Below are 13673 nucleotides of genomic sequence, written 5' to 3' on the forward strand. Positions count from 1 at the left end.
TAAAAACCCTTTAAATGCAATGCTTATAGTTTTTTCTTTATATCTATTTGATTAATTCTAAAAGATAGACTATGACCATGGGTTATTTAAATTTTACATATATCTAAATAATTTAGTATAAACCTTTCCATACCCTATTAAACTTCCTAAATAGCTATTTAGAAAATTATTAACATTTAGTTTATAAGCTTATTAAAAAATACAATCGATTACATTTTATTTATTATTTTAAAAAAAACTGTTTCTTTACAAAAAAAACCTTAAAATCATGAAATCAAAAATATCGTCTCGTTTTACATTTTATATTCTTTTCATTTTAATCAGTTTTTCTGGAAATGCTCAAGATGAAACATTCACAATGACTCAAATTGGTGCAAATAATTTTATAAATAACCCTTGGGATTTACATTATGGTCCAGAAGGATATCTTTGGGTTACAGAAAGAACTAATGGAGTTATTATTAGGGTAAGTCCTGAAACAGCTGAAAAAGATGAGTTGGTAAAAATTTCTGATGTATATGCTACTGGCGGACAAGACGGATTATTAGGAATGGCACTCCATAAAGAAATCCTTTCTGGAGAACCTTATGTTTATGTATCATATACATATTCTAAATCAGGAAAAAGAGCTCAAAAATTAGTACGATATACGTATCAAAATAACGGAACCGATAATTCTTTGTCATCACCAGTTACAATTATTACAAATTTACCTGCAAGTAATGATCATAATTCTGGTAGACTTGTTTTTGGAGCAGATAACAAACTTTATTATACAATTGGAGATCAAGGTGTAAAAGATTGTAACACAAATTTAGCACAGTTTTTACCAACACAACAAGAAATAGATAACCAGAATTGGGCAAAGTATCCTGGTAAAATTTTAAGACTTAATTTAGATGGTTCAATTCCTGATGACAATCCAATTATTGATGGTGTAAAAAGCCACATATTTACCTACGGACACAGAAATGCACAAGGTTTAATTTTTGGTTCAAATGGTTTGTTATATGCAGACGAACATGGACCTAGCTCTGATGATGAAGTAAATATTATAAACTCTGGTAAAAATTATGGATGGCCATTTGTAGTTGGTGTTAAAGATAATTTAATGTATGATAGTGATGGTTGCCTTACTAATGAAACTTCATTTAATAAACCAAATTATCAAGATCCTTTAATGTCTTTGTTCTTGCCAAATACTAGTCAAGATCCAGATTGTACAAATTCTTGGATGTGTCGTCCAAATGTTGCCCCATCTAGTCTTGGTATTTATGAAAGTGATGAAATTTCTACTTGGGCAAATTCATTATTAATCACCAGTTTAAAAAAAGGGAGAATTTATAGATTAAAATTAAATACTAATGGCACAGCTGTACAAGGTGATGCAACGCAACATTTCTACACACAAAATAGATATAGAGATATTGTAACAGATCCTAATGGTAAATCTTTTTATATCATAACAGATGGATCTGGTAAAACAGCTGATGCTTCTGGAATGAACGTTGTTACCACAATGAAAAATCCTGGAACTATTTTAAAGTTTACATATAACAGCGCACTTTCAGTAAAAATTTCTAATTTAGAATCTTCTCTTAAAATTTGGCCTAATCCTGCATCAACTGAATTAAATATCGAATTAAACAGCAATATTGAAAAAGATTTTAAAGCAGAAATCATCAACTCTATTGGACAAGTAGTTAAAAGAATTAGCAAATTTGAATCTGGAATTAATAAAATAAAAGTAGATAACTTTCCAACAGGTGTGTATTTCTTAAAATTAATTTCTAATTCTGATACTTTTCAGAAAAGAATTGTTTTAAAATAAGTACATTTTAAAATTTCTATTTAGGATGTAAAAAGTAAATCATTTTTACTTCTAAAACTTTATTTAAATCCCCATAAAAAAAAATTAAATCTTTTTTATGGGGATTTTAAGTGAAAAATAAAAACATCCATTTTGCAGCCTTAAGAAAACATCAATTATAAAATCGACCATTGTTCAAAAATATTGCTAATTTATTATATATTATACAATTTAGTACCCTGAAAATTAGACATATCTCATTCTGAATGTTCTCTAATTTAAATATTAATAAATAAACTTAAGTTAATTATGAAAAAACAAATTACATTTTTATTGTTAACATTATTTTTTGCTTTCAGTACTATGCAAGCACAAAAAAATGTTCTCTACATTAATCAAGATGGTGTAGAAGTACCACCTGGATCTGGAGCCTCAACACCTGGTAACGATCCAATTACAAGAATGCTAGATGCAGACACTAATTTTACTATTTCTTATGTAGAAATAGGTCAAGATTTTGTTGTTACAAAAATTGGTGAAAACAATACTGGAGCTAATGCAGTAGGCAGTCCAATAGATTTTACAGGTTTCGATTTAATTATTGTATCAGATTCAATGGCTTCTTCAAATGGAGTTTTTAAGGATGGAAACCCATTACATGTTGATGAATTGGCATTACCCGTTATTTATTCTAAAACATTTGCTTTTAGAGGTGGATATGTTGATACAAATGACAATAACACGATTAAAAATACAGATGCTGTTAGTTTAACCAACGGATCAACTGTAACACAAACCCAAAATTTATCTGTAACTGTATTAGATTCTGCAAATGATATGTTTAGTGGTATTGATTTTACTGGAGGTACAGAAATTCCATTATTTAGAACTACTTCTAACGATAAAGGAGAAGAAGGTTATAAAGCTATAGATGTACTAAATGGTTTAGATAATTCTGCTACTGGTACTTTATTAGCGAAAGTAGAACAAGTTACTACTGGAGATGAAGATAAAGCTGCAGTAATTAATTATATTCCTACAGGTACAACTCTTGGAGCAAGTAATGAGGTTACCACAAAAGACATTGTAATTTTTGGTTTTAGTTATGGAGCTACTGTTAAAAAAGATGGTGGAAACGTTACTTCAGAATATTTAACTATTTGGAGAAATGCAGCTTACAAGTTAACAGGACAGACTGTTCCTACTACACTATACACAAACCCTGTGTATAATAAATATGAAATCACTACAGAGACAACTAGATATGATTTTACTGATGGATCAATCATTCCGAATCCTGTTGATGGTTATGTTATTCAAGGATCTCCTGAGGCAGATGCTCAACCACAGACTGATAGATTTTTAAGTGCAGATGGAATATTACAATATAGACATGCTGCTGGTGATAACTTTCATAGCAGTACTTATGGATTAAACATGAAAGCTGGCGCTAGAGTTTTTATAAAACCTGCTGGTACTGGTATTGTTAAAATTCCATTATCTGAATTTTCAACTTTAGGCTTAGAAGTGAAAATGCCTAATAACAACAATAAAGCTTATATAAAAGTTAATGGTGTTGCTACCTCTTCTCCATCAAAAACTACATATCAAGAAACCTTAAATGCTACTGCTACTGATGGTAATGATTTAAATGAGTTTATTACCATAGAATACTTTCCAAATGGAGGTGGACAAAACTTAGAGTTAATGGCAGATGCAACTAATGGAGGTAGTGATATCTATTTACCTTACATAGATGTAGAATACCCAATGTTAAAAAGAAAACCAACAAAGGTTTTATATGTAAACCAAGCAGGTGTTGGACAAGGTGAAGGGGCTTCTGCTCCAGGTCAAGATCCAGTAATTAAAATGTTAATGGCAGATGAAAATTTTGATGTAACTTACATAGAAACACCTAGTGATGGATCAGCAGTCCCAAGTCTTTCTGGTTTTGATATCGTTATTGCACAAGAGACAATTAGCTCTGGTGCTGCAATGTTTCAACCAAATGGTGTTCTGGGGATCAATAATGTTTCTATACCAATTATATACAATAAATCTTATGCTTTTAGAAATGGTAAAGCTGTAACTGATGCTGATGCTGCTGTTACTAGTACTCAAAATTTATCTGTTACTGTAGATGTAGTAAATCAAACAAACTCTATTTTTAGTGGTATTGATTTTTCTAGTAGTAATGATGTAAGAATCTTTAAAGCAGCAAATGCTAGAGATGATGGAAGTTCTGGAGGGAATAAGTCTATAGATGTATTAAATGGATTAGACATTTCTAATGCAAATGCTGGTACACTAGCAACTGTTCCAGAGGTAATAGATGCATCAAAATCAATTTTAATCAACCACATTCCTGCTGGAACACAATTAGGAGAAGCTAGTACAGATGTTTTAGGAGTTGATGCTTTTGCTTTCGCATTTAGTTATGGTGCTCAAATTTTTGGCGATGGTGCTAATATTAGTCCAGAAGCTTTAACTATATGGAGAAATGCAACTTATATACTTGCTGGTTTAGAAGTACCAACAACACTTGTAGAAAATGAAGTGTTCTTCTTACCTAAAAAAATATTGTACGTAAACCAAGTTGGTGTTGGACAAGGTGAAGGAGCTTCTGCTCCAGGCCAAGATCCTGTAATTAAAATGTTAATGGCAGATGAAAAGTTTGATGTAACTTACTTGGAAACTCCTTCTGACGGTTCTGCTATAGACCTTACTGGATATGACTTAGTTATTGCACAAGAAACTATTAGTTCTGGTGCTGCAATGTTTCAACCAGGTGGAGTGTTAGGTGTAAAAGATGTTACAGTACCTATTATTTATAATAAATCTTATGCATTTAGAAATGGCAAAGCTGTAACTGATGCTGATGCAGCAGTTACTAGTACTCAAAATTTATCTATAACTGCAACAAATACTGCACACCCCTTATTTAGTGGTATTGATTTTTCTGGAGGAGATGATATTAGAATTTTTAAATCAGCTACTGCTAATGACGATGGTAGTACAGGAGGTAACAAAGCTATAGATATTTTAAATGATTTAGAATTTTCAAGTACATCAGCAGGTTCAGTTGCTACGGTTCCTGAAATTACAGATGCTTCAAAAGCAATGTTAGTAAACTATATGCCTGCAGGAACACAGCTAGGGGAAACTGAAACAGATGTATTACAAGTTAATGCAATTGCCTTAGCATTTAGCTATGGTGCTCAAATTTTAGGAGATGGCGCTAACATTAGCCCAGAAGCTTTAACTATATGGAGAAATGCAGCTTATATGCTTACTTACGGACCTACAGAAGTTCCAACAACATTAGTAGATAATCCAGCATTCTTTTTAACAAAAAATGTATTATACGTAACTAATGCAGGTTTTACTCCTGCAGCAAATGCTTCTGCATTAACAGATGATCCAATTATTAGAATGTTAACAAACGATGAAAACTTTAACATTACTGTTATTGAATCTGATGGAGATGGAACAGGTGTAGATTTTACAGGTTACGATTTAGCTATTGCACAAGAGACTTTTGGCTCTGGTGACGCTATATGGAAATCTACAGGACCTTTTGGAATTCAGAATATTACAATTCCTGTTATTTATAATAAGACTTGGGCTTTGAGAGATGGTAAAGGAATTTCTTCAGCTGGAGCTGCTGTTGTACTTTCAGGAGATGTATCTGTTACTATAGACCCTAGCAATCAGACCAATACTTTATTTAATGGAATTGATTTTTCTAGCTCTAATGATGTAAGATTATATGCTGAACAATCAGACAATAATGGTGCTGTTGGAACAAATGCTATAGATGTATTACAAAACCTTGAAATTAGCACTACAGGAACAAATCTAGCAACTGTTTCAGATTTAACTACATCTCCAGATACATCAGTTATTATAAATGATATCCCATCTGGAACACAAATTGGAACTGTAGCTACAGATGTTTTACAAGCACCAATAGTTGCTTTAGCCTTTAATTATGGTGCAATCATTAGAAATGATGGAGCAAATATATCTCCAGAAGCATTAACAATATGGAGAAACGCAGCTTATAAACTAACAGGTATACCTGTTCCATCTACTTTGGTCGAAAATTCAGACTTTACGCTAAGTGTAGATAGAGTAAATGAACTTTCTAAAGTTACATCAAATGTGAGATCTTATGGGAATACGGTATTTATTTCTAATGTAGAATCTAAAACAGAGGTAAAAGTTTATAGTATTAATGGAGCCCTAGTAAGATCTATAAAAACAGATCAAGACACTCAATTTGAATTAAAAACTGGTCTTTATATTGCAACTGTTAAAACAGCTCAAGGTACTAAAGCAGTAAAATTCATTACAAATAGATAAGAGTAATCTTATTAAAATCTAAAAGAGGTATATGCAAGCATATACCTCTTTTTTATTACAGAAAATTTAAATAAAATTATTGAATAAGAGTAAATTAAATAACTAATTTATTGATTTTAATATTGAAAAATTAATGAAATGAACTATATGTAATATATATAAATTTTACACCTTAAATATCTCTTCTAAAAGAAGCCATTTTTCTCCTTTTTTTGCCAAGGGTAATGCCTGTTGGTACTTCCACATCAACTCTTCCCACTCTTGTACTTTCGGATTATTTGCATCCAACGTTGCTTTTTTATCAAAAAAAAAAGATTTATTAACTTCAATTACCATAAAAAGTCTGTTTCCTAGATTATAAATATTTATTTTTTCTATACCAGATTCTTTAATACTTTTTAGAATTTCTGGCCATACGTTCTTATGGTGCTCTTTGTATTCTTCAATAAGAATAGGATCATCTTTTAAATCACAAACCAAACAATATCTTTTTGTATTCATTCTAAAAAAACTAAGTAGTTTTTTTGTTTACTTTATATGCATACAAACCATAAAAACCAACAATAATTAAACATAACATTGGTAAAATAAATGAAAAATGAATTTCTGTTATATTACCAGTTATTACATCACCAAAAACTTCTTCTCCTTTAATAGTATCACCAAAATCCATAATTACTGCTTGTATTTTTGGTAAAAATGCACCACCAACAATAGCCATAATTAAACCAGATGATGCTAGCTTTGCTTCTTCTCCCATATCTTTTAATGCTAACCCATAAATTGTTGGAAACATTATAGACATAAAAACAGAAACTAAAACCAAACAAATTAGACTGGTGATACCAGTTGTTAATACAACGCCTAAACATAAAAATGCTGCTGCAATTGCAAAAATTGCTAACATTTTTGCAGGATTGATTTTTCGCATTACTGCTGTACCAATAAATCTTGTGGTTACGAATAGTACCATTGCACCAATATTCCAAAAAGTACCATCAATAGGATTTTCATTACCAATATTTATATATTCTACTAACTGAAAAATAGCAGTCCAACACATAATTTGTGCTCCAACATAAAAAGTTTGCGCAATAACTCCAAATACATACGTTTTGCTTTTAAAAATTCTTTGCAAAGATTCTTTAATTGTTAAGTGTTCACCCATTGTCATTTTTGGAATGTTTGTTTTCCAAATTATTACAAAAACCAAGGCTACAAAAATACCTACTGCAATGTATGGTGTACTAATAACATCTAAATCATGTACTTTTATTTCTGCTGCTTTTTCTTTTCCTAAGGTTATAATCTCTGAACTATTTTCATAATCTGAAGAAAGTATTCTATCAAGAACTACAAACTTGGCAATCATCATACCTGTAAGAGAACCAATAGGATTAAAAGACTGTGCTAAGTTTAATCTTTGAGTTGATGTAGATGGATCTCCCATTGATAAAATTAATGGATTTGAAGTTGTTTCCAGAAAACCTAAACCACATGTAATTACAAATAATGATATTAAAAAATACGTATAATTGCCTTCTAAAGCTGCAGGATAAAATAATACTGCGCCTAAAGCATACAACGCTAAACCAACTAAAATGCCAGATTTATAACTAAACCTTCTAATGAATAATGCTGCAGGAATTGCCATAACTCCATATCCAAAATAAAAAGCAAACTGAACATTATAGGCTTCTTTATTAGATAAAATCATTACTTTTTTAAACGCTGCAACCATAGGATTTGTTAAATCGTTTGCAAAACCCCACAATGCAAAAATTGATGTAGCAGCAATAAATGGAACTAATAATTCCTTTGGAACTACAGGTATTTTTTTAAATTTATTCATTTAGTTTAGTTAATTGTTTGGTTGATTTATTCTGTTAATAAAGATCTATCTAAATTTACATAGCCACCATCTATTAATATATATTGACCTGTTGTATGTGATGATTTATTAGAAATAGTAAACAGACAAGAATCTGCAATTTCATGTGGTGTAGTCATTCTATTTTCCAATGGAATTTTATTTACGATTGCTTTTAGTTTTTCTTCACCATTTTCTAGTGTTTTAATCCAATTATCGTAAGCTGGCGTCCAACTTTCTGCAATAATTAAAGCATTTACACGAATGCCTTCTTTTATTAAATCTACAGCCCATTCTCTGGTTAGTGCAAGAACTCCACCTTTAGAAGCGGCATAACCAGATGTACCTCCTTGTCCTGTAAGTGCTACTTTAGAACCAATATTTAAAATATTACCTTTTGATTTTATGATGTAAGGCAAACAATATTTAGTCATAGCAAAATAACTAATTAAGTTTAATTTTAAAGACCACACAAAATCATCTATAGAAGCATCTAATCCTGTACCATCATTTACACCAACGTTATTTATTAAAACATCTATTTTGCCATATTTAGCAACAATTATTTTTACTGCAGCCTCAATTTGCTTAGTTTCTGTAACATCTGTTTTCACAAAAAGAGCATCAATTCCTTTTTCTTGCAACTCTTTTTCATAACCATATCCACGATTATTTCTGCAAACAATTACAGGAATAGCACCTTCATTTGCTAAAGATTGTACAATGGTTTCTCCAATACTTCCTTTAATGCCTGCTGCACCTGTAACAACAACTATTTTATCTTTTAATTGTAAATCCATAAGTTATAGATTGTAAAATTTTATTGCATTTGTACCCATAATTTTTTTTTGCTCATCTGCACTAAGTTTTGCAATAAAATTGGTTGTTAAGCTTTTTACTTTTGCATAATTTCCGGCAACTAAACAAACAGGCCAATCAGAACCAAATATTAAACGTTCTGCCCCAAAAGATTCTAAAACTAAATTTATATAAGGCTCTATTTGTTTTGGTGTCCAATTATTGTAATCTGCTTCAGTTATCATTCCTGATAGTTTACAAAACACATTTTCGTACTTCGCTAATTTTTTCATTAAAATTGCCCAACCATCATAAAAACCATCTTTTATATAAGGTTTTGCAATATGATCTATTACAAATTTTTGATTAGGAAATTTCTTTACAAACTCTAAAGTTGCCCCTAATTGATGAGGAAAAATCAATATATCATACGTATATTCATATTTCTCTAAGGAAGAAATTCCTCCTAAAAAATTAGGACGAAGCAAGAAATTATGATCAGCTTCACCTTGTACTACATGTCTAAAGCCTTTTATATTTTTATGATGAGAGTATGTATCTAAAGTTGCATCAATATTTTTGTTTCTTAAATCTACCCAACCAACGATTCCTTTTATAAAATCAAAATCATTAGATAATTCCAATAAAAAATCAGTTTCATTAATTGTTTGGTCTGCTTGTATTGCTACACAACCATCAATTCCGTTTTCTTGGTAGACTTTTTGTAATTGACTTGGTAAAAAATCTTTTCTGATAGCAGACATTTCATCATCTATCCAAGCATGTTTTGTTGGTTCGTATTTCCAAAAATGTTGATGACTATCTATAATCATTTTCCTGAGTATGCTACTACATTTTGTTTAGAAACTCCTAAACCTTCTATACCTAATTCCATAACATCACCAGGTTTTAAATACAATGGTGGTGTTAATCCTAAACCAACTCCAAAAGGGGTTCCTGTTGATATGACATCTCCAGGTAATAACGTCATAAACTGACTAATATAACTGATAGATTCTTCTATATTAAAAATAAAATCTGATGTAGAACTATCTTGCATCATTTTACCATTTAATTTTAACCAAAGGTGTAGGTTATTTGGGTCTTTAATTTCATCTTTAGTCGCCAAAAATGGTCCAAGAGGTGCAAATGTATCACATCCTTTTCCTTTACACCACTGCCCTTCTTTTTCTATTTGAAATGCACGTTCACTTACATCATTATGCAAAACATAACCTGCAATATGGCTAGCTACTTTCTCTTTAGAAATGTACGATGTTTTTTTACCAACTACTACTGCTAACTCAACTTCCCAATCTGTTTTTGTACTTCCTTTTGGAATGATAACATCATCATTTGGACCAACAACTGCTGTTGTAGATTTAAAAAACAATACTGGTTCATTAGGAATTTTCATACCTGCTTCTGCAGCGTGTTTTGCATAGTTTAAACCAATACAAACAATTTTTGATGGTCTACAAATTGGCGACCCAAGTCTTACATCATCAGATATTATATCGCATTTTGATTGATTAATTTCTAACCAAGCTTCTAATCTTTCTATGCCATCATTTTGAAAAAACTGTTCTGTATAATCTTCTCCAAAATTAGATACGTCTATTTTATTTCCGTTTGATAATTGTACTCCTGGTTTTTCTGAACCAACTTCTCCAAATCGTATAAGTTTCATTTTATTTCTTTTTAATATTATTTGTTATTTTATCCGTTTAATTTTATAAATCCACCATCTATTGGAAAATCTGTTCCTGTTATAAATGATGCTTCATCTGAACATAAATACAATGCTAAATTGGCAACTTCTTGTGGTACCCCCATGCGACCTATAGGTTGCGTTTTAGAAAGTTTTTCAAACATTTCTTGCTCTTTACCTGGGTAATTATTTTTTAAAAATCCATCTACAAAAGGTGTATGTATTCTTGCTGGCGACATGCAATTACACCTTATACCATAATTAACATAATCTTTAGCTATAGAATACGTCATAGTAAGTGCTGCTCCTTTAGACATGGAATAGGCAAACCTATCTGAAATACCCACTGATGATGCAATTGATGCCATATTTAAAATGACTCCTCCATTTTTTTTCATGTGAGGAATTGTACCAAATATGCAATTATAAACTCCTTTAACATTTACATTATAAACACGATCTAAGTCTTCTTCTGATGTGTTTTCAACATTTCCAATGTGAGCTACTCCAGCATTATTAATTAAAATATTAATTGTGCTATTTTCTGCAATTCTACTTATAACTTCAATTACATTTTCTTGACTTACAACGTTACATTGATGTATCTCTGCTGATCCACCAGCAGCAATAATTTCTTCTTTTGTAATTTTTGCACTGTCTATATTCAATTCTAAAATATGGACATAAGCACCTTGTTCTGCTAAAGTTTTTGAAATGGCTTTACCTATTCCGCTTCCACCTCCTGTAACAATTGCTGTTTTATTTGTTAAATTAAATTTCATTTTTAATTAAAATTATTCTACGTTAAAATTAACCATAGCTTTGATAACTTTTGTTTTTGGATCTAACCAAGAATCGAAATTATCAATCATTTCTGTTAAATTTACTTTATGAGTTACAAATGCTTCTGTTGGAAATTTATCAAGATTATCAATTACAAAATCAAAATCTTCTAAAGTTGCATTTCTACTGCACATTATAGTAGATTCTTTTGCATGAATTGCTGGATGACTAAAGGTTAACTCTCCTTTAGATAAACCAACCAAAACATATCTCCCTCCATGAGACATATACCCTATACCAGATTCTAAAGCTCTTTTGTTTCCAGTACAATCAAATACGGCTGTTGCTAAATCTCCGTTTGTAATTTTTAAAACTTCATTAATTGCTGTATCAGCAACTTTTACAACATGCTTTACACCTATTTCGTTTTTTACAAACTCTAATCTTGCTTCATCTATATCTAAAGCAATTACCTCAGCTCCTTTTATTTGAGCTAATTTCATTAAACCAATTCCAATTGGCCCACATCCAATTACAACAATTATTTCGCCTGCAGTTATTCTAGCTCTTCTTATGGCATGTGCACCAATTGCTAGCGGTTCTACAATTGCCATTTCTTCAAAAGTTAAAGCTTTTGCTGGAATTAATAAATCTGTTCTAATAGCTACTTCTTCTTGCATTCCACCATCTGTATGAACCCCTAAAACTCTAATATTAGTACAACAATTTGTTTTTCCGTTTTTGCATGCTAAACATTTACCACAACTTACGTAAGGCATCACTATAATATTATCACCAACTTTTAAGTTTTGTGAATTCCCATCGATTTCAAGAACCTCACCAGCTAATTCATGTCCTAAAATTCTAGGATAGGAAAAAAAAGCTTGATTGCCTGAATAAGCGTGTAAATCTGTACCACAAATACCTACTCTATGTATTTTAATAAGTGCCTCATTTTCTGTTCTATTTGGTTTTTCTTTTTCCTTTAAAACAAATTTATTTGGTTCTTCACAAATAATATATTTCATTCTTTATTTTTCTAATTTGATATAAATAATACTAATTAATTTTCTAATTTCTCTCTCATTCTTCGCCAGTAATTAGCTAATAAAGAACCTGATATATTCATCCATGGGCTAAATACTGCTGCTGCTAAACCTAAGGTAGCTAACTTACCCATAGAACCTGCTAAACCAGAAGCCATCCCTCCATTTTGCAAACCAACTTCAAAGGCAATAGTTTGACTTTGTTTTTTATCTAAACCACTTGCTCTACTTAACCAATAACCAAATAAATAACCAGATGTATTGTGTATGATGGCTGCCAAAAATAATAACCCTCCAATTTCAAGAAGATGTTCGCTTCCTGCTGCTGTAGTTACTAATGTAAAATAAACAATGCCAAACATTGAAAAATAAGGCATAAATGCATCTATTTTAGTATTCAATTTATATAATAAATGATATAAAACTCCAACTACAAAAGCACCACAAATAAAATTTAAAATTTCAAATAAAATAACAGATGTGCTTCCATCAACCAACTTAAAAGAATTCCAAAATATTACAGCTATCAGTAACCAAATACTAGAAATAATGGCTAAATAATGTATTTTTATTTGAACCTTTGGTTCATATGTTTTTAGAGCGTCATGAATTAATGCTGCTGATAATGGTACTAATACAATTTTTACAATACTCATCATCATATTTAAAACATCAATTTCTATAAAAGTACCTGCAAAAACTTTCATTAAAAAAGTTGTCATGATTGGTGCTGTTATTGTTGAAATAGCTGTAACTGTAACCGACAAAACCAAATCACCTTTAGCAATATATGTCATTACATTTGAAGCTAAACCACTACTACAAGAACCTATTAACACAATACCAGCAGCTATTTCTGCATCAAAACCAAAAGTTTTTGCGATGATAAAACCAATTATTGGCATAATTGTAAATTGCCCTAAAAGGGCAACTAAAACTCCTTTTCCAGACTTTCTAATTCCTGTAAAATCTTTGATACTCATTTGAGTTCCCATTCCAAACATTACCAATTGAATAATGATTAGAATAAGCCATTTGTTTCGTAAATCTAAACAACCAATATTTAAAAATGTTTCTGGAAATAATAGACCCGAAAACACTGCTGCTATAATCCAAAATGTGTATTGATAAACTTCTAAGGATTTTAAACATCCAACTCCAATTGCTAAACTTGAAAATCCAGCTACTAAGCCTATTTTCCAAAGTAAATCCACGTTTTGAAATCCTCCAAAAACAGCAGTTAAAAAAAGAATAAGGGAAATCCAAAGAAAGTATTTTCGTAGCTTCATT

Annotated in this window: 10 protein-coding genes; 2 read left to right on the forward strand and 8 right to left on the reverse strand. The window is 30.8% G+C overall.

Going from position 1 to position 13673, the window contains the following annotated elements:
• Window positions 1–268 precede the first annotated feature (268 nt).
• Complete coding sequence (locus LPB03_RS10265) at window positions 269–1831, forward strand: PQQ-dependent sugar dehydrogenase (RefSeq protein ID WP_065319525.1); 1563 nt, start codon at window positions 269–271, stop codon at window positions 1829–1831.
• A 288-nt stretch (window positions 1832–2119) separates the two neighbouring features.
• Window positions 2120–6175, forward strand: coding sequence for a T9SS type A sorting domain-containing protein (locus LPB03_RS10270; RefSeq protein ID WP_065319526.1), 4056 nt, complete (start codon window positions 2120–2122; stop codon window positions 6173–6175).
• A gap of 165 nt (window positions 6176–6340) precedes the next feature.
• On the opposite strand, the gene LPB03_RS10275 is transcribed toward LPB03_RS10270, so the two are convergent.
• The 8 genes from LPB03_RS10275 to LPB03_RS10310 are packed head-to-tail and all read right to left on the reverse strand — an operon-like array spanning window position 6341 to window position 13672.
• Window positions 6341–6676 (reverse strand): L-rhamnose mutarotase, encoded by a 336-nt coding sequence (locus LPB03_RS10275; RefSeq protein WP_065319527.1) that lies wholly within the window; start codon window positions 6674–6676, stop codon window positions 6341–6343.
• 10 nt (window positions 6677–6686) lie between these two features.
• Window positions 6687–8027: an L-fucose:H+ symporter permease gene (fucP, locus tag LPB03_RS10280; protein ID WP_065319528.1), complete on the reverse strand. Its 1341-nt coding sequence runs from the start codon at window positions 8025–8027 to the stop codon at window positions 6687–6689.
• A gap of 26 nt (window positions 8028–8053) precedes the next feature.
• On the reverse strand, window positions 8054–8845 hold the full coding sequence (locus tag LPB03_RS10285) for an SDR family oxidoreductase (RefSeq protein WP_065319529.1): 792 nt from the start codon (window positions 8843–8845) through the stop codon (window positions 8054–8056).
• 3 nt (window positions 8846–8848) lie between these two features.
• On the reverse strand, window positions 8849–9676 hold the full coding sequence (locus LPB03_RS10290) for an amidohydrolase family protein (RefSeq protein ID WP_065319530.1): 828 nt from the start codon (window positions 9674–9676) through the stop codon (window positions 8849–8851).
• On the reverse strand, window positions 9673–10533 hold the full coding sequence (locus LPB03_RS10295) for a fumarylacetoacetate hydrolase family protein (RefSeq protein ID WP_065319531.1): 861 nt from the start codon (window positions 10531–10533) through the stop codon (window positions 9673–9675). Before LPB03_RS10295 ends, LPB03_RS10290 begins: the two co-directional genes overlap by 4 nt.
• A gap of 29 nt (window positions 10534–10562) precedes the next feature.
• Entirely contained in the window at window positions 10563–11336 is a 774-nt protein-coding gene (locus LPB03_RS10300) for an SDR family NAD(P)-dependent oxidoreductase (protein WP_065319532.1), read from the reverse strand.
• A 12-nt stretch (window positions 11337–11348) separates the two neighbouring features.
• On the reverse strand, window positions 11349–12365 hold the full coding sequence (locus tag LPB03_RS10305) for a zinc-binding alcohol dehydrogenase family protein (protein WP_065319533.1): 1017 nt from the start codon (window positions 12363–12365) through the stop codon (window positions 11349–11351).
• Between the two features lie 35 nt (window positions 12366–12400).
• Entirely contained in the window at window positions 12401–13672 is a 1272-nt protein-coding gene (locus LPB03_RS10310; RefSeq protein WP_065319534.1) for a bile acid:sodium symporter family protein, read from the reverse strand.
• Window position 13673 lies beyond the last annotated feature (1 nt).

The organism is Polaribacter vadi, from assembly GCF_001761365.1.
Lineage (GTDB): Bacteria > Bacteroidota > Bacteroidia > Flavobacteriales > Flavobacteriaceae > Polaribacter > Polaribacter vadi.